Source organism: Amycolatopsis stemonae (assembly GCF_054781455.1).
This window is the reverse complement of the sequence record NZ_BAAGUJ010000003.1, coordinates 1-25,672: the sequence shown is the minus strand read 5'-3', so window position 1 is coordinate 25,672 and position 25,672 is coordinate 1. Positions and strand designations below refer to the sequence as shown.

Sequence of the window (25,672 nt, the reverse complement as noted above, 5' to 3'; positions counted from 1 at the left end):
GGGTCGAGTGTGGCTGCTGGTTGCGCTGGTGATCGCCGTTCTCGTGGGTTTGGGAGTCGCTCCGGCGGCATCGGCTTGGACGGATGACTACCCGTCGCCATGGCGTACCGCAGCCCAAGACTCGGCGTACGACTCGTGGGGCTACTACAACCGGGAGTGCACGAGTTCATGTTCGCCCACAGTGGACCGTGGCCCGCCGAGGGAACTCGATGCGGTGGGCAGCGTGTCGGGTCGGGTGCCTGGCGCAGCCGCGGGACGCCTCGGCCTGGATGCGGTCGCGGATGTCCGCGGGGTCGCCGTCCTGGTCGATCGAGGCGAGCGCTTGCAAGGTCGGGTGGCCGGGCGGACTCCTGGGTGGGCGCGCAGTTCGTCCGTGAAGCGGTGACCGGAGGTTCCCCCGACTAAAGTATGTCCTTTCCGGTTTCGGATTCGTCCCCTTTGCCGGCGAGCGTCATGAGATAGCCGATTGGTTCGTGCTCCATTCGGTCGCTTTTCCGGAGGCTTGGCTCGCGACTTCGCGTCACCGTCCGAAGGTCGCTACCCGGGCGCGATCGCGCCGGGTAGACAGTGGACCGACCGATGGGTCAAACCCGTTCGCATGCATCTCTCTGGGAGGGATCGTGTCCCGTTCACCCCGAAGAATCCTCGCCGTCGCCGGTCTGTCGGCGCTGGCACTGATCATGCCCGCAGTACAAGCCGGCACCGCCTCCGCGGCTGTCGTGCATCCCACCGCCCGTGTCTGCGCCCAGACGGCAAAGCCCGGCATGGCAACGTGTTTCGCCGAACGCCAGACCGACACGATGCGGGCCTTCCTCGCGCCGAACGCCCTGCCGAGCGGGTTCGGTCCCTCGGGTCTGCGCTCCGCCTACAACCTGACCGCCAGTGGCAGCTCGTCCGCCACCGTGGCCATTGTGGACTCCAACGACGATCCGAACGCCGAGTCCGACCTCGCCACGTACCGGTCGACCTACGGCCTGCCGGCCTGCACCACCGCCAACGGTTGTTTCAAGAAGGTCAACGAAAACGGCCAGACCAGCCCGCTGCCCACGGCGGACTCCGGCTGGGCCGGTGAGATTTCCCTCGACGTGGACATGGTTTCGGCGATTTGCCCGAACTGCCACATCCTGCTCGTCGAGGCGAACCAGCCGAGCATGGCGGACCTCGGCACCGCGGTGAACACCTCGGTCGCCATGGGCGCGAAGTACGTGTCCAACAGCTACGGCGGCAGCGAGGACGGCACCGAGAACAGCTCGGACTCCAGCTACTTCCACCACCCGGGCGTCGCGATCACCGCCAGCACCGGCGACTCCGGTTACGGCATCAGCTATCCGGCGTCGTCGCAGTACGTCACCGCGGTCGGTGGCACGTCGCTGACCCAGGGCGGGGGCACCCGCGGCTGGACCGAAACCGCGTGGAGCGGCGCCGGCAGCGGCTGCTCGACCAGCGTGGCCAAGCCGTCGTTCCAGAACGTCACCACCGGATGTGCCAAGCGCGCCAACGCCGACGTCTCGGCCGTGGCCGACCCGCAGACCGGCGTCGCGGTCTACCAGACCTACGGCGGCAGCGGCTGGGCCGTCTACGGTGGCACCAGCGCCTCTTCTCCGATCATCGCCTCGGTCTACGCGCTGGCCGGCACGCCCGGCGCGTCCGACACGCCGGCCGCGTATCCCTACTCCCACACCGGAAACCTCAACGACGTGACTTCCGGCAGCAACGGCAGCTGCTCGGTCACCGTGCAGTGCAACGCCGGCGCCGGCTGGGACGGCCCGACCGGGCTCGGCACCCCCAACGGCACCGCCGCGTTCACCGCGGGCGGTTCCGGTCCCGGCCCGGTCACCGCGGCCAACCCCGGCAACCAGACCGGCACCGTCGGGACGGCCGCGAGCCTGCAGCTGTCCGCTTCCGGCGGCAGCGGCGGCTACACCTGGACGGCCACCGGCCTGCCCGCCGGGCTGTCGATCAGCACGTCCGGGCTGATTTCCGGCACCCCCACCACCGCGGGCACCTCGTCGGTGACAGCGACAGCGAAGGACTCTTCGGGGGCCACCGGCAGCACCACGTTCAGCTGGACGATCAACCCGTCCGGCGGCGGTGGCTGCTCCGGCCAGAAGCTGGGCAACCCCGGCTTCGAGGGCAGCGGTTCGTGGACCGCGACCAGCGGCGTGATCACCGATTCGTCCTCCGGTGAGGCCCCGCACGCCGGCAGCCACCTGGCCTACCTGGACGGCTACGGCAGCACGCACACCGACACCCTGTCGCAGTCGGTGGCCATCCCGGCCGGCTGCCACGCGACGCTGACCTACTACCTGCACATCGACACGGCCGAGACCACGACCACGACGCAGTACGACAAGCTGACCGTCAAGGCGGGCTCGGCGACGCTCGCGTCCTACTCGAACCTCGACAAGGCCACCGGCTACCAGCTGCGCACGGTGGACGTGTCGGCGTTCGCCGGGCAGACGGTGACGCTGACCTTCACCGGTGCCGAGGACTCGTCCCTGCAGACGTCGTTCTGCATCGACGACACGGCGTTGACGTTGAGCTGACCACGGTGCGGGAGTGCCCCCTCGCGGTGGCACTCCCGCACACGGCGCCGGCGTTCAGATCCGCCGTCGCCGGATCGCCGTGAACACGAACAGGCCGCAGAGGAGCCACAAGCACCCCGCACCGACCCAGCCGCCGGCGTCGGGTGGGTCCATCGCCATGCCCGCCGTGGCGAGCAGGGCGATCGTGCCGAACAGCGCGGCCACGATGAACAGGACCCTCGACGCGCGTTTCTGCGGTGACGCCGCCGGCCGGGCTGCCGGGGCCGGTACCTCCTGCGGCTGACGCGGTGCCTGGGGGAGTGTCCGATGGGGACCCACGGCCGCGTCGATCGTGGCGGTTGCCGCCGGGGACAGGCCGGCGAACAGTGTCGGCTCGACCTGGACCGACTGGCCGTCGGTGCCGATGAGGCGGCGGCCGCCGTCGGGCCAGGCGAGCATGGCCACGCAGTCGGCGAACCGCACCGTCGACACGCCTTCCGCAGTCACCACGCTGCACCCGTCGGCGCCCAGGACCAGCTCCGCGTCCGCCTTGTTGTGCGCCGGGAAGCGGTTTCCCGCGACCGCGGCCGGGGAAAACCGGGGCACCGCCCGGTATCCGGCCCAGTCCGCCGAACGGCCGTGCGGCGTGCGCAGCAGCACGGACGCGCCGGCCTCGACGGCGATGGCGTGAACTTCGGCCGGGCCGACCGCGCGCAGCTCGGCGATCCGGGCTTCGGCGGTCGGGAGCGGCGCGCCGGACAGCAGCGCGGCCGCGTGCTCGGGCAGCCGCGCCACCTCCGCGTCCTCGCCGTAGAGCGCGGATTCGGCCTGCGCGCGGACCGTTTCGACGTCGCGGGGGTCGATCCGGCCGACCTTGAACCGGGCCAGGACGTCGACGACGCCGCCGAGCACCGCGGCCTGCTTGTCCGGCAGCGCGTCGGCCAGCCCGTAGATCTCCGCGAAGCCGTCGCCGCGGACCTGGTACGCCGTCGACACCTGGTAGGAGTAGCCGCCTTCCTGCCGCAGCTCGCGGAACAGCTCGCGTTCGAGGACCTTCGTGAAGACCTGGGCCGCGGGGCCCCGGCGCACCACCGTGCTGAAGCCGACGCTCCCTTCGCCGTGGGCGAAGTAGGCCGGTCCGTCGCCCAGGATGGCGGGCCGCGGGGGTACCGGCCGCCGGACACCGGCCGGGAGCGGCAGCCGCAACCCCGCCGGGACGTGCTCGCCCGCGATCCAGAGCGCCGCGTTCTCGCGGGTGAACCACGTCCGGGCCCAGTGGGCGACCTCCGCGGGGCCCAGCCGGGGGAGGCCGAGCTCGAGGTAGTCGGCCAGCCCGTAGCCCTGCGCCCCGTAGCGGTGGCGCAACAGCAGGCCACCCCCGCCGCGGCGGGCCTCTTCGGTGCGCAGGATCGACTTCTCGGTCTCCAGCCGGTCCATCGGGAGTTCGTTCAGCGACGCGCAGACGCTGCCGAGGAACGCGACGACCTCGGCTTCGGTACCCGCCATTTCGAAGTACGTGTGGTCGGCGGCCGTCGCGCCGCCGAAGTGGTGCTCGCCGACCCCGAACCGGTGCAGCGCGAGGTGTTCGACCAGGTGCGTGACGCCGGCCGTCGCGAGGGTCTCGTCGGCCCGGCCGACGCGGAAGACCAGGCCGGCGCTCAGCGGCCCGGATCTCTTGACCGCGACGGCGGGAACCCCGTCGACCTCGAAGGTGGACAGCATGGTTCAGCCTTTCGCGAGGGCGCGGGCGCGGTGCTGCGCGTGCGCGGCGACCGGGTCGGGCAGGTACTGCCAGGGCAGTTCGCTGGCGTGCCCGTCGAGGGCGCGGAAGTGCACGGCCGCGCGCGGCAGGTCGCCGATCAGGCTGAACGCCATGGCGAACGTGCTGTGCCCGGCCACCCAGCCGAACCGCGAGCGGTAGGCGGGGTGCAGCACCGACGCCGACGCCGCGGCGATGATCTCTTCCCGCACGGCGGGCTGGCGGAGGTAGTCGTCGCCCGCCTTGGCGCCGAGCTCCAGCCGGCGCTCCAGGTACAGCTCCGGGACCAGGACGCCCTGGGGGCCGCCGGGACGCGCGGCGGTCGTGCATTCGCGGACGAACGCGTGCGCGGCTTCCCAGGAACCGCCCCATTTCGGGCACACCTGCTGGAGCAGGTTGCGTTGCGCGGCCAGGAAATCGGGGTGGTGGGCGGTCAGCCGGTCGTAGCGGCGCCGTGCCTCGCTCTGGCCCAGTCCCAGCCCGCGCGCGGTGGTCAGCCGCAGCCACCAGGCCGTCTCGTTCTCCGGTTCGCGGGCGGTGACGTCGATCAGCAGCTGCTCGGCCTGCCGCAGGTGGTCGTGCAGGGCGGCGAACTGCTCGCGGCTGACCCCGCTGGCCCGGCCCGAGCCCCGGATCGTCCACCCCCGCTGGACGAGCTGGGCGGCGAGCAGTACCCGGGCCAGCGTGGCGCGGGGTTCCCGTTCCACGACGGCGCGGAGCATCGGTTCGGCCGCCGGGACCGCCATGGTGATGCTCACGCCGAAACTGCGTTCGTCCGGCTCGGTGAACCGGGCGAAAAAGCCCGAAACGGTCGGCCAGTCGCCCGCCTCCGCCGCGGACCTCAGCACACCGGCTTCCGGGTAGGCCGCGGCCGGGTCGAAAACCGGCGCCGACGCCAAGCCGGTGGAGTTCATGGGAATTCCTTTACCAAACGGGAAGGAGTGAGCTCTGGACTCTACTTCGCCCCATCGGCCCGGCCGACAGGCGGCCGGACCAACGATTTCCCGTGCTGGTGGGGAATTTTCCGATGCGACCGACCCCGGTCACGCCTCCTTCGTCAGGTCGAACGACAGGCCGGAAGAGCGTTCGCCGCGGCCGACGTCGCGGTGGACGCTCAGCCAGAGGGCCACCCGGCCGGTCTTCGTGCGGGTGCGGTTGTACGCGACCGTCAAGCGGGTGCCCGATCTCGGGACCTCTTCCTCGTTGACGAAGTACCGGTCGCCGCGGTCGAACCCTTCGCGCAGCAGGGCGGTTCTCGGACGGATCAGGCTCGCGTCCACCTCGCTCGGCATCGCCGCGCGCTGCAGCTGGACCGCGCGGGTGTCGCCCGGTACGTGCACCGGGATGAACGGGATCCAGTTCTCCGGCACGGAACTGATCGCGTCGTACGCGATCGGCGCGCGCGGGGCGTCCGGTGCGGGCTCCTGGTGCTGCCGGCGGCGGAAGGCGAGCGATTCGGCCGCCATCTCGTCGCCCGAACGGCCTTCGCCGGTCGTCGTGCGGACGGTCTGCTCGATGCCCCACACCAGGTTCGCGCTCTCGTCGCGCACCAGGGCGACGTCCTCGAGCGCCGGGCCGGTCGCCACCTTCGGCGTCCCGGGTGGCAGCAGCAGGCCGGGGTCCCCACCCAGGCGGTACATCGACCAGTGCTCGGCGGCGCCGGCCGGGGTGATCCAGCGCCGCTCGCCGAACACGTCGGTCACGCACAGGCCCTGGACCGTGGCGAACGTCCCGGCCGGCAGGTCGCACGGCAGCTGGTACCAGTCGTTGCTGAAGACCAGCGCGAACTCGAGGAAGATCAGCCGGGCCAGGTCGGTGCTGTCCGGGGTGACCGCGGCGAAGTTCGTCTTGCCGTCCTCGACCGCCCACCAGCGCGGCAGCGGCATGCCCGAGTACCGCACCGGGGAGGGGAACACGGTCCGGTTCAGCGTGACCGGCGCCGGAGTGGTGCCCAGGGACCCCGGCGCGGCGGAGAACGCGTGCCAGTCCAGCTCGCCGCCGGGGTATTCCGGGGCGGTCAGCACCCGGTCACCGGCGCCGACGGAGAACCGGTGCTCCAGCCGCCGGGGATCCCACGCCGAGTCGCCCGACGGCCGGTCGGCGGTGATCCCGCCGGGCTGGTCGATCAGGTCGTCGAACCACCCGGTCAGCCGGGGGCCCAGCGCGTCGAGCTGGGTCCGGCGCTGGCGCGACTGGTTCTTGATCCCGTCGGAGGCGTGCCCGCCGCCCTTGAGGTGCTGGTAGAGCAGGTACCCGTCCATCCGGCGACCGGCCACCGCCTGCGTCGCCGCCCAGACCTCGGGGTGGGCGAGCTGGGACGCGTCGGCCGGGCCGGGCAGCGCGATCGGGTACAGCGCGACGAACTGGTCTGCGGTGTCGTGCAGCCCGGACGCCTTGGCGAGCAGCCGCAGCCACCGGCGGCCCAGCGCCAGGCGCAGGTCGAACGAGATCGGCTCGGCGCCGAACGCGAACGGCAGCGGCCGCCGCTCGGCGACCGTCTCGAGGGGACGGTCCGGCGGCAGCGGGCCCGGGGTGCCGTCCGGGTCGGCGTCGGTGCGGAACTGCCCCGGCGTGCTCGCGGTGACCGAATAGGTGGCGGTCACCGGCGAACCGGCGTCGCTGCCGCGGAACTCGCCGAGCTGCCACTGCCGGGCCAGCAGCCACAACGGGTCGCGCACCTCGGCGCGCAGCGCCCGGCCGAAGTCGGTCGTGCGCGGCCGGCCTTCGAGGCGGTTCCAGACCCCGACCGCCGGGTTTTCGCGGCGGGTCAGCGCGCCGGCGAGGTCGGCGATGCGAAGCTCACTCATGGTCTGCCTTCCAGCGGGAGTTGGCGATCGCCAGGTCGGTGCTGATCGTGATCGGCTGCACGGTGGCCGACAGCACGGTGGCCGGCAGCAGGTGCGCGTACCCGGTGTCGTCCAGGTGCACCGGTTCGACGAGCCGGGTCTTGGCCAGGTCGAAGGTTTCGTTGACGGCGGCGACGAGGTCGTCGGCCGCCCAGGTCCCGGTCTTCACCGGCGGGGTCACCAGCAGCATCGCCTGCGGGGGCTCGGAGTCCGGGCTGTCCGCGTGGACGGCGATGCTCGTGGTCTCCTTGTCGGCGGGGATCACTTCGGTCCACTCATCGAAGAGCAGGCCGCATTCGCTGTCGGCATTGCGCGCCGGTTCGGTCGCGTAGTGCGCGGTGAACAGCAACCGGTCCTCGGTGAGGTCGGCGCCGGCCGCGAACTCCAGGCCGAGCCAGTGGTCGTTCGACCGCAGCGGCAGCTGGATCGGCTGCAGGAGCGTGGTGCCGTCGTCGAAGTCGTCGTCGCCGCGCAGGGCTTCGCTGAGCACGACGACGCGTTCCCAGAGCCGCGGCATTTCGCGGACCCGGGCGATGCCGTGCAGCCAGTCGTCCACCGGGAAGTCCCGGTTGAGCGGGGCCTGCGTCAGGTGCTTCACGAGGTCGTCGCTGTCGTCGAGGGCGTCGTGCAGGTCCGCGGCGAGCTGGCCGGGCAGCGCGTACTCGGGCACCACGAGGACGTCGGTGCCGAGCATCGCCCGCAGGGCCTCGATGGCGGACTTCGTGCGGTCCGCCGGCGTCACGGCCTGGTCGAAGGCGGCGAGCGCGGTGGCCGCCGCCGCCAGCCGGCCGGTGACCTCGGTCTGCAGCGCGCGGGCCCGGGTCAGCAGCTCGAGGCCGAAGGCCACGACCTGGTCCTGGACCGGGGTCAGGTCCAGGCCGGTGGGGTCGAAGGCGGTCAGCGGCAGCAGACGCGCGACGTCGTGGAGCAGGTCGGACAGCGTCGACGTGCCGGTGCCGGCGATGCCCTGGAGGTCGTGGAGCTTGTCGGCGAAGTCGTCCCGCTTGTGGCGGACCGTCGAGCGGAACTCGTTCGGGGTCTTCGGGTCGAGGACCGGGGTGGTGGCGACGAGCCGTTCGGCCTGCCGCAGCAGCCGGATGCGCTCGGCGTCCGGAGTGGACTTCGGCAGCGCGTCGTACGCGGTGAGCAGCGCGTTGGCGGCGGCGAGCGCGCCGGCCATCCGGTCGGCGACGGCGGCCACCGCGGCCAGCACGGCCGAGAAGACCCCGCGCCGCCACGCCACCAGCTCGCCCCAGCCGCTGCGGACCACGCCGAAGCCGGCCGCGGTGGTGACCAGTTCGGCGTACCGCGTCAGCAGTGTGTCGATGCGGTCGAGCACGTCGGCGCGCTTCGGCGGTGCGGGTGAGGGCGGGTACAGCCGCGCGACGTCCCCGATGTAGGCCGCGACGTCGTCGCCCAGGTCGCCGAGCGCGTCCCGCACCGCTTCCGGTCGCCGGCGCGTGACCGTGACGGCGTCGTCGAGGGTCCGGTCCACCGCGGCGGTCCCGGCCGCCGGGACGAGGTCGGTCGGGCGCAGGGGACGCCCGGTCGTCAGCAGCGTCCGCAGCGCGGTGATCAGCGGGGACAGCTCGAAGAAGGTGATCTTGCCGTCGATCCGCTGGGTGTGGTTGATGGTCAGTTCGGCGTCGGGACGCGGGTGGTCGTGCTCGACGACGACCCCGACGATCCGGTCGTCGAGCTCGGCCATCGCCGGGTCGCCGGTCGGCCGCACCGCCCAGAGCAGGTCGATCGGCGAGAGGCCCAGCTCGTCCTGGGTGACGTCGTGGTGCTGCGGGTGGCCGTCCTCGTCGGTCCAGGTGACGTGGACCGCGACGTTTCTCGGCGCCGGCAGCAGGCTCGGCAGCCAGTCGTCGACGGCGGGTTCGGCCTTTGCGCGGGGCGAGCCGCTGCCGCCCGGGTTCAGCCCGGTGCGCAACCGGAGACCGAACCGGTGGGTGAGCGTCGTGCCGCTGCGCGGGGTTTCGATCACCGCGGGCTCGGGCGGCAGGCCGTCCTTGGCGTAGGCGTCGAGCGTCGCCGAGGCCCGCTCGGCGTTGCCGGCGAGCGCCTGGTGGGCGGACTCGGCGACGGCGAGGTCGGCGACGGCGTCGTTGGCGTCGAGCAGAAGGGCGGCCTCGTCGCTGATGGCCTTCTTCTGGTCGGCGTCCGCGACGGGCAGGCCGTCGAGGCCGAACGGGTAGGTCTGCGACACCCCCGCGGTGTTGAGGTGCCGCACCAGCGCGAGCCCGTCGACGACGTTCCCGGCCTCGACCTGCGTGATCTTGTCCGGCTCGGCCGCGGTCTCGGTGATCTTCCCGGCGCGCAGCGGGAACGCCAGCCGCAGCCCGGCGATGAACCGGTCGACCTCGGCCTGGGCGTGGCGGTCGTGCAGCCCGCGCTCGAACCGGTAGCCGAGCAGCGCGCCGAGCGACTGGCCCTGCCGCAGCCCGCCCAGGATCCCCAGCGCGACGCGGACGCGGTCGGAGCCGAGGTTCACCGCGAACGTGCCGGGGTTTTCGGGGGTGCGGTTGGCGGCGTAGCCGGCGCGCAGCACGGCCGCGGTGCGGGCGTGCGCCGGCGACGGCGTGTGCACGAAGCCTTCGTTCTTTTCGTCGTGCAGCAACGGTTTCCCGCCGGCGAACACCGTGGCGAGCGGGCCGGTGAGGGTGACCGGGGTGAGCGGGTCGGTGCTCGGGCGGACGTCTTCCAGCCAGCCGTACGCGCCGAGGTGCAGCCCCGGCTTCGCGGTGCCGGTGCCGCCGGGCCCGAACCGCAGCTCGGCCAGCCGTTCGGTGGCCAGCCCCAGCCGCCACGCGTCGAGCCGGTACGCGGCCAGGTCCAGGTGCTCGGCGAGCACCCGCTCCAGCTTGGCCGTGGGCAGCCCGGCCAGCAGCCCGAGCGCGGTGACCTGCTCGGCCAGCGCGGCGGTCGGCCCCGGCTGGTGCAGGACGCCCGGGATGAAGTCGACGAGCAGCTGCTGCGGGTCGCCGGTGACGGCGGGCGCGGGGGAGTACAGCAGCCGGAACCGGCTCTCGCTCAGCGTCTGTTCGCCGGCGGCCGGGAGGTGGACGTGGATGAACGGCGAGTCCGCTGTGGACAGTCCGGGCACGCCGGCGGCGCGGGCGAGGGCCCGGGCCGCGTCGTCCCAGCCGAGCAGGACGGCGTGCCGCAGCAACAGGTAGCACACCGCCGCCGGGGGTGTGTCGTCGGTGAAGCCCAGCTCCAGCCGGATGGCGTCGAGGTCGGTGCCGGCCAGGTCCGCCAGCCGGCGCACGTAGTTCTTGTGGTCCGGCGTGTAGTCCCGGATCGGGTCGGTCTCCGACAGCGGGCGGTCGTCGACGAGCGGCGCCAGGATCGGCTGCTGGAAGTCGGTGAACAACCGGCGCAGCAGGTCCGGGTCCCGGCCGGGGCCGGTGTCCGCGCCGAAGCGCGCGAGCAGGGCCCGCACGGGTCCCGTGAGCCCCAGCCCGTCGAGCGCCGGCTGCACGGTCGAGCCCAGCCCGCCGAGGTTCTCCCGGTTGAAGAGGTCCTCGACGCTCTGGGCGTACCGCTGGTGGTACTCGGCCGAGGTCGGCTGCAGCGCCACGAGGTCCAGGAGGCGCTGGTGCGGGTCGGGCGCGGCGGGGTCCAGGCGCGGCACCCGGGCGACGGCCGCCGTCCAGTCCGCGCCCGCCGCGGTGAGCACCTTGTTCAGCGCGCGGCGGTGGGTGGCCGTGTCGGGGTAGGCGAGCTTGGAGAACACCGTCGTCGGCAGGATGCCGTAGGGCTGGCGCCCGATCTTGACGGCGGGCAGCGGGCCGCGGCCGGACACGTACTTCAGGAAGAAGTCGCGGGTGGCGGCGACGGCGTCGGGGCCCAGCAGCGGGTTGAGCGCGGTCTGCAGGAAATAGCCCCAGGTCGCCGGCCACAGCGCGGTGTTGGCGGCCCGGGCGTCGCGCTGGTCGGTGCCGTCGGCGTTCGGCATCCCGGTGAGCACGCCGGCGTCGAGGCCGAGCAGGTCGGCGAAGATCCGGCCGTCGGTCCGGCTCGTCCAGTCCGCCGCGGCGGCGGTCGCGGCGGCGCCGGTGCTGCTGCGCAAGGCCGCGGCTGCTTCGTCCTCCGCGGCCTGCCCGGCGTCCTGGGTGTCGGTGTTGTTCGTCGGGGTGCCCTGCGGCAGCAGGGCGAACCCGTCCGGGCCGCGCAGCTGCCGGGTGATGAGGCCGGCGAGGTCGGTCGCGGTCTTGGCCGGCGCGGACTGCTCGCGCAGCCCGAACACGACGAGCCGGTCGAGCCCGCCGCGGATCTCGTCGGTCAGCGGGATCCGCACGCCCATCCCGACCGCGACCGCGCGGTCGAAGTCGGTCAGCCACCGCAGGTCGTCCGGGACGTGCAGGGCGCCGGTCTGTTCGTTCACGCTGATCTGGTCGGCGGCGTTGGGGTCCGGGCTGACCGACAGTGTCGCCGGCACCGCCGCCCCCGTCACGGACACGACCTGGCGGCTCCCGAGGTAGCCGCGCACCTGGAACCGGTCCGGCAGCAGCTGGGCGCGCGCCGGCTGCGTCCACGAGTCCGCCGCGGTGCTGCCGGCCGGCGGCGGGGCGAGCACGAGGAAGGCGACCGCGACGTCGTCCACCGCGCTCACCGCCGCACCGTCCACTCCGGACGGACGGCGGGCGCGGATCGCGTTCGCCCGCGTGTCGTTGTTGCCCACCGCGGCACGCAGGGCGGCGTCCGCCTGCCGCAGCTCCAGCCGGTCGCCGTGCGCCCGCCACACCGCGGTCCAGTACGCGATCGTCGGCGCCCTGTCGTTCGCGGCCACCGCGGCGGTGGTCCGCACGACGAGCACGACGGTGGTGTCCGGCAGCCCGCCCGGCTCGTCGGCGGGGTTCGCGGGCACCCGGGTGGTCAGCAGCCAGGCGGCGCGCCCCGGGGAGACGCGCCGGGTCAGCTCCTGCCACGCGGCGTCCAGGGGGACCGGCCGGTTCGCGGCGGCCCACCGGGCGGTCCAGTACGCGTCGACCGCGCCGATCTCGGCCGTCGCGGGCTTCGTTTCGAACTTGTCCACCGACCACTCGTCCGGGAACACCCGGACCAGCAGCTCGGTCGCCGTGAACCGGGTTTCCAGCCGGACCGGGCCGAGCAGCACCGGGAAGTCGTCACTCAAGGCGGTCATCGCGGCAACATCTCCTGAGCGTGCACGGCCACCATGACGGGGACCTGGAAAAGGATGTAGGCGAGGTCGGCCGAACCGAGGCCCGAGAACCACAGCGGCAGGTTCTCGTCTTCGGCGCGCTGGTCCTTCTTCTCGCGGTCGTCGCCGGAGTGGTCGAAGTCGCCGAGGGCGACCTGGACGGCCGGGTCCAGCTCGAGGAACCCGGTCCGGCCGGGGTCGACGTCGTCCCAGGTGAGGTCGTTCCACACCTCGACGTGGGTGGGCGGCCCGTCGTCGACGCCGAAGCGCGGGTCGCCGGGGCGTTCCTTCAGCACGAAGAACCAGCCGGGGTCGACCCCGGGCGTGCCCAGGGCTTCGTCGGCGTCGAGGTCGAAGCCGAGCAGGTAGATGTCCGGCTCGACCTTGGCCTCGTACCGGGGCAGCCGGACCAGCTCCGGCGACGGCAGCCCGTCGAGCGGCAGGTCGGCGAGCTCGCGGGGCTGGGACGGGTCGTCGCCGGGGAACTGCGCGCGCTGCGCGTAGATCGCGGCCGTCGGGTACTTCTTGAGCAGCTCGCCGCGGACGACCAGGACGAGGTCGTCGCGTTGCGGGCCACCGGGACGCGGGTCGTCCGGCTTCCGGTTTTCGTTGTCCCCCAGCCGGGTCGTGGTCGGCCACTCGTGGATCGGCGGGATGTCGTAGCCGCGTTCCCGCCGCTGCGCCGGGGTCTCGTCCGGCACGGGCAGCGTCGCGACCGGGTCCCAGAACTGCCGGAACGGCGTCCCGCGCTGGTCGGTCGGGTACTCCCGCCACAGCAGCTCGCGGGCCATTTCGTGGTTGAGGCCGACGAGGAAGGACTCGATGAACTCGCGGTTGTTCGCCAGCAGGGTGATGGAGTTCGGCGGCAGCAGGCTCAGGTTGGGGACGAGGCTGTCGACCGAGACGTCCAGCAGCGTCTTGTAGGCCGGGACGTCGAACACCGGGTAGGCCATGGCCTCGATGAACTGCGCGGCGAAGGGCCGCAGCCGTTCGGGCAGGCTGACCGAGCCTTCGAGCAGCGCGCGGGGCACGGTCTCGTCGGCGTTCAGGCCGGCGAGCACCGAGGTGGTGGTCTCGACGACGTCCAGTGCCGGCGCGGGTTTGACGTGCCCGGCCGCCACGCCCGCGTCGAAGCCCTGGTGCAGTTCGCGCAGGGCGGCCTTGAACCGCTGGGCCTCGGCGCTGTCGGCGGTGCCGGGGTGCGGCGCGACCGGGTCGCCGAGGGCGCGCAGCACGAAGTCCGGGCTCTGCGGAAGCGAGTCGACGGGATCGGCGTCCGGTGGCCGGGTCGGGTGCAGTGTGGCGGCGAGGTCCCGGGGCGTGACGAGCGCGCCGGGGGTGACCTTCACCGGCGCGGCGACGACCGGGTCGACGGCAGCGTCCATTCTGGACAGCAGCGCGCCGGCCTGCCCGGCGAAGGGCAGGGTCCGCATCAGCCGCGAGCCGGGCCGGGTGATGCGGCGCATCGCGGGCGACACGGGCGCGGCGGCGACCCGGCTGCTCGCCACCCGGAACCCGACGGCGACCTGGTCGCCGGGATCGGCGACCAGCCCGGCGGCCACGCGACTCCCGCGGCTTGCGGGGCCGCCGTCGCGCGCGCCGCCCTCGGTGGCCCCGCGACCCCCGTCGCTCGCGGGGCCGCCGCTGCTTGCCGGGTTGCCGTCGCGCGCGCCGCCCTCGGTGGCCCCGCGACCCCCGTCGCTCGCGGTGCCGCTGTCGGCTCCCGTGGCGGAGGGGGCGTTGCTCGCCGCCGTGGTCACCCGTGAATGCGCCGGGGCCGTGAGCGTCAGCGACCGGCCCGGTGCCGACGCCGGGGCGGCGGCGAGCGCGGCGAACCCGCTCCCGGCCGGCGGGTCGATGTGCTTGGCCTGCAGGACGTTCCCGACCTCGCGGGCGAGCTGCGCGGCCCGGATCCGGGCGTTCGCGACCAGGACGTCGCCGACCTGGGCCCAGGCCGCGGCCATCAGCTCCTCGTCGTGGGCGCGGACGACGCCGGTGCCGAGGTTCGCCGCGATCCGGAACCGCGGGTCGAGGTTGAGCCGGTGCAGCCAGCCGCGCAGGACCTCCGGGGAGACCGGGGTGCCGTCCTCGTCGTTCAGCAGCCGGGTGGTCAGCGCGTGCCAGCGCCCGTACAGCGGCGGCGTGATCACCGGGTCCGGGCCGGTCGTGGCCGCCGGGCTCGCCGCGTGGGCCGCCGTGGGCTCGTGGCGCTGGTAGTCGTCGGCCAGGTTGACCAGGCCGGCCATGGCCACTTCGAACGGGTGCGGGTACGGCGGTGCCTCGCCGGTGTCGATGAAGTGGTCCCAGTTGTCCGCCGGGTCGACCGGGTCGCCGGTGCGCTCGGGCACCTTCAGCGCGCCGCGCAGCGGCAGCACGCCGCCCTGGTCCGTGATCGGCGGCAGGGCGAGGCCGGGCGGCCGGTGGACGTCGAGGTCCCGGCGGCCGATCCGCGGGTCCGGCGCCTGCGGGCGCAGCAACCGGACCAGGAACTCGAAGTCGCCCGCGGTGCCGGTCGAGAAGGCCCAGCGGTGGTAGTACGGCAGGACGCCCTCGAGCGGGCGGTTCGCGTAGTGCGGGCCCCAGCTCGAGTACAGCGCGTTCGGCGCCACCGCCGGGTCCAGCCCGAGCCCCGCGAGCCGGCCGGACTCGAAGGCCGGCACGAGGAACGCCTCGTACGCCGTGTCCGGCTGGAGGTGACGCGGGCAGATCAGCCGGGAGCAGGCGTTGTCGGCGTTGGTGCGCACCACTTCGGTGAACGCGGCCAGCGCGGCGGCCGTGCCGTCGGTGGCGACCGGATCGGCCAGCGAGCCGTTGACGTGCACGTGCGCCCAGGCGCCGAGCTGGTCCGGCGGCGGCAGGGTGCCGGCCGGGTCCGCGACGGTGATCGCGGGCAGCGGCCCGCCGGTCTTCGGGACTTCGGTGAACTCCTCGCCGGTGGCCAGCACGACGAGCGCCAGCCACGGCGTGAGCCGCGCGGTGTGCCCGTCCGCGGCGGCCGGGCTGTAGCGCCAGAGGAAGTCCTCTTCGGAGAACTCGATGTGCGCCAGGTAGTTCGGCTCGAAGTTCGGCACGCCGGCCCGCGGTTCGGTGCGGGAGATCGCCCGCGGGTCGACGCCGACGACGTCGCCGGGCCCGTACAGCTGGACGTCGCGGTTCACCGGCTGGGTCAGGGTTTCGTGCCCGCTGACCGGGTCGCCGGAGACCAGCAGCCGCACCTGGACGGTGGCCCGCACGCCGGCCTGCGGCGGGGCCGTCACCTGGGTGCTGATCCCCGTCCGCAGCCAGGGCAGGAAGGTGTAGGCGTTCGTGCTCACGCGTCACCCCCGGCGAACAGTTCCGCGGTGGGGGTCAGCTCGGTGACGGCCGGGTCGGCGGCGGCCAGCCCGGACCGGACGACGCCGCCGGCGATCGCCGCCCCGCCGTCGCCGAGGGGTGCGGCGGCGAAGGCCCACCGCCCGGTCTCGAGCCCGGCGGCCGCCGTCCACTCGTCGTGGCCGGCGTCGTAGACGAACGCGCTGCGGTAGCCGGCCTCGTCGCGGTCGCTCGCGGCTCCGCCGACGACCAGCACCCGGCCCTCGCCGACCGGGACGGCCCGGTGGAACGCCCGCCCGGCCGGCATCGGGGCTTTCTCCGTCCACTTCCCGTCGCCCAGCACGAACACCTCGGTGGACCGCTGGCTGAACGGGTCGTACGGCGCGGTGCCGGGCGAGCCCGGCGCGGTCCCGCCGGTGACGAGCACGGTGGTGCCGGACAGCCGGGTCGCCTGGTGGTGCCGGCGGGCCCGCAGCAGCGCGCCGGTCGGGGCCCACACCTTCTTGCCCGAGTCGTACAGCTCGCAGAAGGCGAGCGCCGGGTCGTCGGGGACGCCCACCGGCACGACGCCGCCGACGACCAGGACCATCCCGTTGTCGAGCGCGACGGCGGTGTGCCCGGTGCGGGCGTCGGTCATCGCGGGGGCTTCGTGCCACTTCCCGTCGCTCGGGGTGTAGCGCTCCGCCGACCGCAGGGCCGTGGTGCTCCCGCCCGGGCGGGCCGCGCTGCCGCCGGCGACGAGCACCGAGCCGTCGTCCAGCAGCACGGCGCTGTGGCCCCAGCGGGGCGTGAGCATCGTGCCCGTGGTGGTCCACTGGTTGGCGGTGTCGCCGTCCGGGTGGTAGATCTCGGCGCTGCCGAGCCCGGGCCCGGTCGGGGACGAGCCGCCGAGACCGCCGGCGGCGAGGACCGTCCCGTCCTGCAGGCGGGTGAGGGTGTGCAGCTGCCGGGGCGAGCGCATCGTGCCGGTCGGGGTCCAGGTGCCGGCCGTGCCGAGCGTCGCGGCGGTGCTGAGCGCGGCGCCGGTGGCGTCCGTGCCGCCCGCCACGAGGACGACGCCGGCGCCGAGGGCGACCGCGCCGTCGTGCTGGCCGTACCAGGCGGCGGGGGTGGGCAGGTCGTGGGCGTCGGTCCAGGTGCCGAGAGCCGCGGTGAGCGTGGTCATCGTGGGTTCCTTCGTTGACGTCATGGGATGAGCACCTCGCCGGTGGCGGCGGGGTCGGGACCGGCGACGCCGGCGGCGACGAGCACCCGGTCGTCGGGCAGTGCGGCGACGGCGTGCGCGGACCGGCCGGTCAGCAGCCCCGAAACCGTTGTCCAGGTGTCGGTTTCCGGGTGGTAGAGCAGGGCGGAGCGGTAGCCCGCCGTCCGTTCCGGGGTGCCGGTGCCGCCGGTCACCAGGACCAGCCCGGAGCCCAGCAGCAGGGCCCGGTGGCCCGTGCGCCCGCCGCCCGGCATCGGGGCCGCCGGGCGCCACGTCCCGTCCTTCGGGTCGTACCGCTCGGCGGTGGCGAGGCCGTGCGGGTCGAGCGTGCCGTCGGGCGCGACTACCGGGTCGCCGCCGGTGACCAGGACCGTGCCGTCCGGCAGCAGCGTCGCCTGGTGGCCGGTGCGGGCCTGGGCGAGGCTGCCGGTGACGACCCAGTCCTCCCGCGTCCGGTCGAACACCTCGCAGTACGCGAGCTGCCCGCTCCGGCCGTTCCCGCGCGGGACGGCACCGCCGACGACCAGCACGTCGCCGTTCTGCAGCAGGACCGCCTGGTGATCCGTGCGCGCGTCGGTCATCGGCGGCAGCGGTGCCCAGGTGCCGGTGCCGGGGTCGAACGCCTCGCACGCGGTGAGGGCGCCGTCGTCCTGACCGGGCCGCACCCCGCTGCCGCCCGCGACCAGCACCCGGCCGCCGAGCAGCTTCGTCGCCGAATGGCCGTGCCGGCCGACGCCGAGCGCCGCGGCCGGCCGCCACGCGCTCGCGGCGGGGTCGGCCACCTCGGCCGTCGCGAGCACGGCGTCGGTGCCGCGGCCGCCCGCGGTGAGCAGCCGGCCGTCGTCGAGCCGGGTGGTGGTGTGCCGGCGGCGGGCGGTGCCCAGCGCCGCACCGGCGGTCCACGAGTCGGCGGTCGGGTCGAACAGCGTGGTCGTGGCGACGGCCTCGCCGTCCGGGCCGGTGCCGTCGGCCAGCAGCACGCGCCCGGTGGTGAGCGGCACCGCGTCCACAGTGGACACCGGAGCCGGCAGCACGCCCGCGGGGGACCAGGTGCCCGGCACGCCGGGGGTGCCCACCGCCTCGGCCGCGGGGATCACGTGCAGCAGGCCGTCCAGGGTCCGGTCCGCGGCGACGAAGTCGGCGAGCGCGTCTTCGGCGGTCGCGCGGCTGCGGAACGTCGTCACGCTCGCCCGGGCGAGCGAGCCGGGCGGGAAGGCCTGCCGGTTGCTCTTGACGTAGGCGACCACGAACCGCTGTTCGGTGACGCGGACGGTGTCCTGCGCGGCGAACGGCTGTTTCTGCGAGGCTTGCCGCGCCGACAGGGTGGCACGGCTGGTGCTGCTGCCCTTGGTGAGTTCGTCGAAGACCGGACCGCTGACGCTGTGGAACCGTTTCTGCGGCGCGGCCAGCCGGATCGCCTGCGGGGTCGCGGCGCCGTCGATGACGTGCAGTTCGTACCGCGCGCTACGGCGCACGACCCGGGCGGTCGCCAGGGCCGTGTCGGCGGTCAGTTCGAGTCCGGCGTCCTGCGTCTCGTACGACGGCCGCGACAGCGCGGCGGCGTCGGACAGGGTCTGGAACTGGCCCATCGCGAACCGGTCGCCGGTGAACGACACCCGCTTCAGCCCGGTGCCGTCGACCGGGTTGACGGTGAACCGCTTGCCGTCCCCGGCTTTCTGCCCGCCGACGCGGTCCAGCCGGACGCCCAGCGGCAGCGCGCGCTGCCGGACGAACAGCGTGCCGAGCGGGTGCAGCACGATCTCGCCGGTCTCGGGCAGCTGCCGGAGGGTGACCAGCGTCCGGTTGTCGCCGGACGGCAGCCGGGTGTCCCACCCTTCGAGCTTGCCGATTTCGTTGGCCAGCAGGGGAAGTACGGCCACCGGGGGAAGGGTGGTGTCGCGGTCTTCGCCCCAGGTGATGTCGAAGTTGGCCGAAATCGAGAAGAAGAGGAATCCGATCGAGCCGCGGCCGTGTGCTCGCCAGGGTGCGGGCCCTTCGAGTTGGAAGTCGAGGTCGATGCCGAACGCGCCGACGCCGAAGGCCTTCAGCGACACGTGGGCGTTGATGTGGATCGTGAACCGGAACGGCGACAGCTGGAACAGCGCGTCGAAGCCGAGGTGGCCTTCGACGCGGAAGGCGCTGAATCCCAGTCGCAGTTCGGCTTGCGCTCCGAATTGGACGGTGTTGCTGGTGACGGCGAAGTAGCCGGCGACGCGGATGAGCTGGTTGCTGCGGTTGAGGATGTCCACCGAGAGCCGGTCGGGGATCGGGAACGGCAACGGCGGTGGCCGGTAGGCCGGGTGGAACCCGCCCACCGTCAGCACCAGGTCCGGGTTGTCGCCCCACGCCACCAAGACGCCCATGCCGCCGTCGATGGTCATCGTGAGAATGCGGCTGTCGAACAGCTTCGCGAAGAACCACAGCCGTGACTTGTCGAGTTCGAGCGCGCCGACGAACTGGGCCTGCACCACCAGCAGGGGATCGTCCTCGGTCGGGAGCGCGGCCTTGAGGACGCCGAGGACCGCGATGGCGCCGGGGATTTCGATGATCACGCCCAGGGAGAGGCTCACGAGCGTCGGCGTGCCCCAGCCGATCTTCGCCATCGGCCCGATCAGGAATGTGCCCTGTTCGGGCGGGAAGAACCGCGCCAGGTCCGACAGGATCCGCGGCGCGTTGGCGATGACGTCCTTCGGGAACGCGACGGACTCGATCGAGCCGGTGCGGACGCCTTCGACCAGCGCCTGCAGGTTCATCCCGCGGTTGAGCCCGACGAGCCCGCCGACCGCCAGCAGCCGGAAGCCGTACCCCAGCTGGATACCGCTGCCGAACTCGGCGGTGAGGACCATCAGGAGCGAGAAGCCCGGCGAGCCGTCCGGTTGGCGCGTCGTGATCAGTCCGATCGCCTTCAGCGCGAGGAAGTCCGCGAACTCCAGCTCCAGCGAACCGGAGTACTCCCCGCGGTCCGGGTCGAACGACAGCGTGCCGCCGCCGGAGATCCCGCCCGCGTCGACCGACAGGCCGGCCCCGGTGGGCGGCTTGAAGCCGACGGAGAAGTCGGCCAGCCCCAGGCTGCCGTCGCTCGAGGGCTGCGTCACGCGCACCACGGCACCGAGCCGGTCGACGGCCGCGAAGACCGGGCCGAGCTGGGCGGAAACCGACGCCGACGCTTCGAACGTGAGGCCGCCGCTCGCCAGCACCAGGGCCAGGTGCAGGCTGTTCAGGGTCACCGGGCCGACGCCGATGTCGACCGGCAAGTCCACTTCGGTGCCACCGGATCCCTTGAACCGCAGCCCGGTGGCCGACGACCACGTCAGCACGAAGTCGACGTCGAACTCGAGCTTGCCGGCGGGCAGGAGCGCGCTGATGAAGCCGTCCGCGTCCGCCAGGTCCAGGATGATCTTGCCGCCCTCGACGGCGGCTTCGAACACGAGCGCGCCGTCGGCCCGCCGCTCGGTGGGGTTCCACACGAGGTCGGCGCCGACGGTCGTGCTCAGCCGCCGTGCTTCGATCCGCGAGCCGCCCGCCGTGCCCAGCACGACGATCGGCGGTGCCCCGTCGGCGTAGGGCGCCTGCAGGCCGAGCCGGACCCCACCGCGCACTTCGGCGGTCGGCGGGACGACCCGGAGCACGGCCGGCGGCAGCAGTTCGACGGCGGCCTTTTCCTCCAGTGCCGCGTCGGCCGTCACGACCAGCGCGACGGTGTCGCTGATCGGGATGGTCAGATCCAGGCGTTCGTCGGTGGCCAGGCGCAGCTGGGCCTCGACGCCGGGCACCGGGTCGTCGGTGACCCCGACGTCGACCGCGGCGATGCGCAGGAACGGCGGCGGGCCGGCCTGCACGAAGGCGAAGTCCGTCACCGAGACGAGGAAGATCGAGAGCCGCCGCAGCAGCAGGTCCCAGTCGAACTCGGGACTGCCCCAGGCGTAGACGTCGGAAAGCACGCCGACCGGGTCGCGCAGCAGGGCCGTCACCCGGTCCACGCGCAGCACGCGGCGCACGTGCGCGGGCGCGGCGGGCGTCGCGGCCAGCGGCGTCGATTCGAGGACCCCGAGCAGGCCCAGCAGGTACCCGGCGACCGGGATCCGGTCCTCCAGGTAGGTGATGAGCGCGAAGCCGAACAGCCGCTGCGCCAGTTCGGCGGCGAACGCCTCGACCTCGGCCTGGCCCGGCCCGGCGGCCCGCGCCGCCGCGGTGATCGCGGTCGACACCACGTCGACGGCCGTGGCGACGGCCTTGACGATCGGTGCCGCGGCGGCCACGGCCGCGCTGATCCGGGCGGTGTCGCGGGCGTCGATCGCGGCGGCCAGGTCGTCCACCACCCGCGGCAGCGAGCTGAGCGCGGTCGCCGCGCCGCCGACGGCGGTCTGCACGGCCTGCGCGCCGAGCACGACGTCCGGTGCCGGCAGCCCGATCTCGGCGAACAGGAGCGGGATTTCGGCGCCGCGCAAGCGCTGTTCGAGCGGCGCGAACGCGCGCCCGGCTTCGAGCAACAGGGTTTCGACGGTCAGTGCCATCCGGTGCCTCCGACTGACGCGGTGCTGGGGTCGTTCATGTCACACGCCCGTCACGACGAGGGCGTAGCCCTGCTTGCCGAAGACGACGGTCCCGCTGACGGTGATGGTCCACCGGCCCTTGAACGGCCGGGTGACGACGATCATCTGGACGTTGTTGAGCACGTCCGGCCTGCCGGGCGCGCCTTCGCGGGATTCGCCGGTCGCGGCGTCGAAGTCGTTGCCCTGGTAGGTGATCCCCAGCGGATCCTGGGCCGTCAGCTTGAGGACGTTGCGCGAGGGCTGGGTCGCGGATTCGGCCGCGGGCGGGTCCGTCCACACGAGCGTGATCTTGAGCTCTTCGTGGTCGTCGCCGACGAAGAAGCGTTGCGGGGCGCTCGCCGCCACCGTCAGCCCGGCGCTGTGCCGCACGTCGTTCACCAGCAGCCGGCGCCGGCGGCCGTCCTTGAAAACGAGCGTGCGGTCGAGCTGGATCTGCCCCCAGCCTTCGACGTCGGACGGGTAGCCGGGGACACCGGTCAGGTTCGTCGTCGAGTTGAGCAGCACCGCGCGGATCAGGGCACCGGTCGGGATGATCCGGCGATCGGCGCGTTTCTCGCCGTGGGGGTACCACCCCTCGGTGAAGTACTGGCGCACCAGGGTCGCCGCGGCCGCCGCGTTGGGGGTCGCCCAGCTCGTCGCCGCCAGGTCGGGATCCTTGAAGTAGGGACCGGTTTCGCAGTAGAGGGCGGTCGAATTCCGTTTCAGGGACGCGGACTGGATGCCGTTGCCCACCGCCATGAGGTCGGGTTTGCGACGTCCGTCCGCGGTGGGCCCGGGCTTTCCGCTGCCGAAGCTCATCTGGTCGGGCGGGCCTTGGGAGGCGACGACGCACAGCACGTTCTTGGCGATCCCGGGCGCGCCGTTGCCGGACCGGTCCTTCGTGTTGCCCCCGGCGGCGAGGACCACGTGGTTCTCGTTCTCGAAGCTGAACCTGTCCGCGTCGATCGCGTCGGTGTTGTACACGGGGAGGCCGCCCGCCCAGCTGTTGGTGTGGATGAACGCTCCCGCGGCCTTGAGCCGGTCGAGGATCACCTGGAACTTGACCGCCACCGAACCGAACATGTCGTTCAGGCTGTGGCAGGCGATCTTGGCGGCCCAGGCGCCACCACGGTGCTCATGGGTGCCGTTCTTGTCGAGCGAGTTGCCGGCGGCGATACCGGCGACGAACATGAAGTGCTCCGAAGCCCCGACGTCGTTCTGGTCGATCATGGCGAGCACCTTGCGGTGGTCTTCGCCGGCCTTGGCGTGGCCGGGATCGTTGAAGAAGCAGTGGTTCAGGTCGAGGTGCCCCTCGTCGATGAGCCCGATGACCTGCTCCTCGCCGTGCAGGTCGTGGTCCCAGACCGGCGTGGTGTTCAAGCCGGCGACCCCCGACTGGAAGACCTCGGCCGCGGGGACGTCGGTGACCTCGCGCTCCGGCACCGGTTCGACCAGGACGACGTCGTCGATGGCCGCGACCCGGGGCAACTCGGCGGGGTCGTCGAGGGTGAAGCCCGCGTACTGGCGGCCGCCGGAGGGCCGGTCGTCGGTGAGCACGACGTCGTGCGCGCCGAGTGCGCCCAGCGCGGCTCCGACGGCCGTGAGGTCCGCGTCGTCGAACAGGGTCGCGATCAGGGTGAGCGGGGCTGCGCCCGCGGAGAGCCAGGGAGCGAGCTTCAGCGTCGGGTCGAGCGGAACGCACGTGCGCACCAGGAAGTCCGCGCGCACCCGCGCGGCCGTGTCGTCGTCGAGCCGTTCGAGGAACGAGAAGTTCGGCACGAACCGGTCGAGGCGCAGCCCGTACGCGGCCGTCACGCGCGCGGCGTCGGGCTCGTTCAGCGACGCCCGGAACTGCACGAGCGTCGCCTTCCGGCTCGGCGCAAGCGCTTCGGTGGCCGGCACCTCGGCGGGGTCGAACGGCTCGGGGCCGAGCCACACGCGGAAGTCGGTCATTTCAAGCCTCCCGACACCACCAGTGCGTAGCCCTGGGTGCCGAAGACAGCGGAGCCGCGGACGCTGACGGTCCAGTCGCCGACGGCCGGCTCGTCGACGATGACCATCTGGACGTTGTTGGCGGTGTCCAGCGGACCGGCCCCGTTCGGCTTCGAAAGGCCCGTCGGCACGTCGATGTCGTTGCCGAAGTACCGGGTGCCCTGGGGGTCCTGCACTTCCAGCCGGAGCACGTTCCACGCCGGGTGCTGGAAGGAGCTCTCGGCGGGGGGCCGATCGGTCCACACCAGCGTGATCTTGAGCTGTTCGGCCAGCCGTTCGACCCGCACCTTCTTCGACTGCACCTGGGCCAGCGTCACGCCGGCGAGGTGCCGCACGTCGGTCACGAACAGCCGGCGAGGACTGCCGGGGAAGAAGAGGGTGCGATCGAGCCGGACGAGTCCCCAGCCCTCGGCGTTCGTCGGGTAGCCCTTGACACTGGTGTTGGGGAGGTCGGTGCTGGTCACGTCGACGGTCGAGTTGAGCAGCACGGCCCGGATCAGCGCACCGGTCGGGAAGAACGGCCGGTTGCCCAGCCGTTCCCCGCGGGGGTAGTACCCCTCGGTGAAGTACTGGCGCACGAGCGCGGCCGCGGCCGCGACGTTCGGGGCCGCCCAGCTCGTCGCCGCCGGGTGGAACACCTTCGGCGGACCGGTCTCGCAGTAGGGCCCCGGGGCCGGCGAGGACCTCGGCAGCGCCGAGCTGATCCCGGCCCCCACGGCCAGGATCTCGGGCTTGCGGCGCCGGTCGGGGCTCGTCGGCCCGGGAACCCCTTCGGTCAGGTGCAGTTCGAGGGGGAAGGCGTCGGTCGCCGCGACGCAGAGCACGTTCTTGGCGATGCCGGGCGGCGTGTTGTCGGGGTCGTGGAAGTCGGCGCCGGCGCCGACGACGACGTGCTCCTCGTTGCGGAAGCTGAAGTCGTCGGCGTCCCGCGCGGTCTTGTCGTAGGCCGGTTTTTCGACTCCCCAGCTGGTGTTGTGGATGGTGGCGCCGGCGGTCTTCCCGTCTTCGAGCATGTTCACGAGGTGGTCGTCCCGGGTGCGGAAGACGATCTTGGCCGCCCACGCCCCGCCCCGGTGCGGGTGCGTGCCCGGTTCGGTGAAGGAGTTGCCCGCCGCGATGCCCGCGACGAACATGCAGTGCTCGTTCACCAGGGCGCCGTTCTTGGAGGTGATCTTGAGGACCTTGCGGTGGAGCGGGCCGGGCACGGCGACCTGGGGGTCGAAGAAGAAGCAGTGGTTCAGGTCGATCGTCCCGTCCTTCTCGATGATGTCGATCACCTGGCCCTCGCCGTGGATCTGCCGGTCCCAGATCGTGCCCGCGTGCTCGCCGACCCCGCCGGACTGGATCGTCTCCGCCGCTTCGACGTCGAAGGACACGGCGTCCTGCTCCGGCTCGACCCAGACGACGTCGTCGAGCGCCGCGATCGTGGCCAAGGCCGCCCGGTCGTCGATCGTGCACCGCGCGACGGGGTGGCTGCCGATCTCGCGGTTGTCGAGGACCTCGACATCCCCGGCGCCGGCCGCGGTCAGCGCCGTCCGGGCGGCCGGGAGGTCCGTGTCGTCGAACAGGGTCACGACCAGCTCGAGCGGGGTGCCGGTGGCGGGGATCCACGGCGCGAGCTTCAACGCCGGGTCCAAAGCCGTGCACGAGCGGACGAGGAAGTCGGCCCGCACCCGGGCGGCGCTGTCGTCGTCGAGGTGCTCGAGGTAGGCCAGGTTCGGGATGAACCGGTCGAGGACCAGGCCGTACGCGGTCTTCAGGCGAGCGACGTCGGGCTCGGTCAGGGCGGCGGTGAACTGGACGACGGTCGCCTTCCGGCCCGCCGCGGGCGCGCCGGGTGCGACGTCGAGCGGGTCGAACGGCTCCGGGCCGAGCAGCAGGCGGAAGTCCTGGGACTGCGTCATGGGATGAGCACCTCGCTGCGTCGGGCCGGGGTTCCGGCTTCCGGGTTGTCCGCGGCCGCGCCCGCACCGGCGATCCCGCCGGCGACCAGGACGCGGTCGTCCGCCAGCTCCACGACGCCGAAGCCGGACCGGCCGGTGCCGAGACCGTCCACTGTGGACCACGAGTCGCCGGTGTGGTCGTAGGCGAGGACGGACCGGTAGCCCGCCGTCGCCTCCGGCGCGCCGGTCCCGCCGAGCACGAGGACGAGCTCCGAGCGCAGGAGCAGGCTCCGGTGGCGGGCGCGCCCGCCGGGCAGGTCCGCCGCGGGGGACCACTCCTGCTTGCCGGGGTCGTACCGCTCGGCGGTGGCGAGGCCGTGCGGGTCGAGCGTGCCGTCGGGCGCGACTACCGGGTCGCCGCCGGTGACCAGCACCGGCCCGGTCGGCGT

General features: G+C 73.3%; 11 protein-coding genes. 1 reads left to right on the top strand and 10 read right to left on the bottom strand.

What is annotated here, in order from left to right; translation table 11 throughout:
• Positions 1-620 precede the first annotated feature (620 nt).
• The gene (locus tag ACYVLJ_RS11935; protein WP_460438654.1) at positions 621-2,546 is read left to right on the top strand and encodes a putative Ig domain-containing protein; all 1,926 of its coding nucleotides are present in this window, start codon (positions 621-623) and stop codon (positions 2,544-2,546) included.
• Positions 2,547-2,600: 54 nt separating this feature from the next.
• Here the strand turns inward: ACYVLJ_RS11935 and ACYVLJ_RS11930 are convergent, their stop codons facing one another.
• From ACYVLJ_RS11930 to ACYVLJ_RS11885, 10 genes are all read right to left on the bottom strand, one after another.
• Positions 2,601-4,247, bottom strand: coding sequence for a M16 family metallopeptidase (locus tag ACYVLJ_RS11930; RefSeq protein WP_460438653.1), 1,647 nt, complete (start codon positions 4,245-4,247; stop codon positions 2,601-2,603).
• 3 nt (positions 4,248-4,250) lie between these two features.
• On the bottom strand, positions 4,251-5,198 hold the full coding sequence (locus tag ACYVLJ_RS11925) for a hypothetical protein (protein WP_460438652.1): 948 nt from the start codon (positions 5,196-5,198) through the stop codon (positions 4,251-4,253).
• Between the two features lie 129 nt (positions 5,199-5,327).
• Positions 5,328-7,091: a hypothetical protein gene (locus ACYVLJ_RS11920; RefSeq protein ID WP_460438651.1), complete on the bottom strand. Its 1,764-nt coding sequence runs from the start codon at positions 7,089-7,091 to the stop codon at positions 5,328-5,330.
• Entirely contained in the window at positions 7,084-12,282 is a 5,199-nt protein-coding gene (locus tag ACYVLJ_RS11915) for a hypothetical protein (protein ID WP_460438650.1), read from the bottom strand. The genes ACYVLJ_RS11920 and ACYVLJ_RS11915 overlap by 8 nt, the downstream gene beginning before the upstream one ends.
• Positions 12,279-15,614: a hypothetical protein gene (locus ACYVLJ_RS11910; protein WP_460438649.1), complete on the bottom strand. Its 3,336-nt coding sequence runs from the start codon at positions 15,612-15,614 to the stop codon at positions 12,279-12,281. Before ACYVLJ_RS11910 ends, ACYVLJ_RS11915 begins: the two co-directional genes overlap by 4 nt.
• On the bottom strand, positions 15,611-16,777 hold the full coding sequence (locus ACYVLJ_RS11905) for a Kelch repeat-containing protein (protein ID WP_460438648.1): 1,167 nt from the start codon (positions 16,775-16,777) through the stop codon (positions 15,611-15,613). The genes ACYVLJ_RS11910 and ACYVLJ_RS11905 overlap by 4 nt, the downstream gene beginning before the upstream one ends.
• A 20-nt stretch (positions 16,778-16,797) precedes the next feature.
• Positions 16,798-21,330, bottom strand: coding sequence for a DUF6603 domain-containing protein (locus ACYVLJ_RS11900; RefSeq protein WP_460438647.1), 4,533 nt, complete (start codon positions 21,328-21,330; stop codon positions 16,798-16,800).
• Positions 21,331-21,369: 39 nt separating this feature from the next.
• Positions 21,370-23,301 (bottom strand): S8 family serine peptidase, encoded by a 1,932-nt coding sequence (locus tag ACYVLJ_RS11895; RefSeq protein ID WP_460438646.1) that lies wholly within the window; start codon positions 23,299-23,301, stop codon positions 21,370-21,372.
• The gene (locus ACYVLJ_RS11890; RefSeq protein ID WP_460438645.1) at positions 23,298-25,244 is read right to left on the bottom strand and encodes a S8/S53 family peptidase; all 1,947 of its coding nucleotides are present in this window, start codon (positions 25,242-25,244) and stop codon (positions 23,298-23,300) included. The genes ACYVLJ_RS11895 and ACYVLJ_RS11890 overlap by 4 nt, the downstream gene beginning before the upstream one ends.
• On the bottom strand, positions 25,241-25,672 hold a 432-nt coding region (locus tag ACYVLJ_RS11885; protein WP_460438644.1), incomplete at its 5' end, for a Kelch repeat-containing protein. The genes ACYVLJ_RS11885 and ACYVLJ_RS11890, both read right to left, overlap by 4 nt.

Coding starts and splice junctions, on each gene's coding strand:
- ACYVLJ_RS11930 (WP_460438653.1), bottom strand. CDS start 4,247: ATGCTGTCCACCTTCGAGGTCGACGGGGTTCCCGCCGTCGCGGTCAAG.
- ACYVLJ_RS11925 (WP_460438652.1), bottom strand. CDS start 5,198: ATGAACTCCACCGGCTTGGCGTCGGCGCCGGTTTTCGACCCGGCCGCG.
- ACYVLJ_RS11920 (WP_460438651.1), bottom strand. CDS start 7,091: ATGAGTGAGCTTCGCATCGCCGACCTCGCCGGCGCGCTGACCCGCCGC.
- ACYVLJ_RS11915 (WP_460438650.1), bottom strand. CDS start 12,282: ATGACCGCCTTGAGTGACGACTTCCCGGTGCTGCTCGGCCCGGTCCGG.
- ACYVLJ_RS11905 (WP_460438648.1), bottom strand. CDS start 16,777: ATGACCACGCTCACCGCGGCTCTCGGCACCTGGACCGACGCCCACGAC.
- ACYVLJ_RS11900 (WP_460438647.1), bottom strand. CDS start 21,330: ATGGCACTGACCGTCGAAACCCTGTTGCTCGAAGCCGGGCGCGCGTTC.
- ACYVLJ_RS11895 (WP_460438646.1), bottom strand. CDS start 23,301: ATGACCGACTTCCGCGTGTGGCTCGGCCCCGAGCCGTTCGACCCCGCC.
- ACYVLJ_RS11890 (WP_460438645.1), bottom strand. CDS start 25,244: ATGACGCAGTCCCAGGACTTCCGCCTGCTGCTCGGCCCGGAGCCGTTC.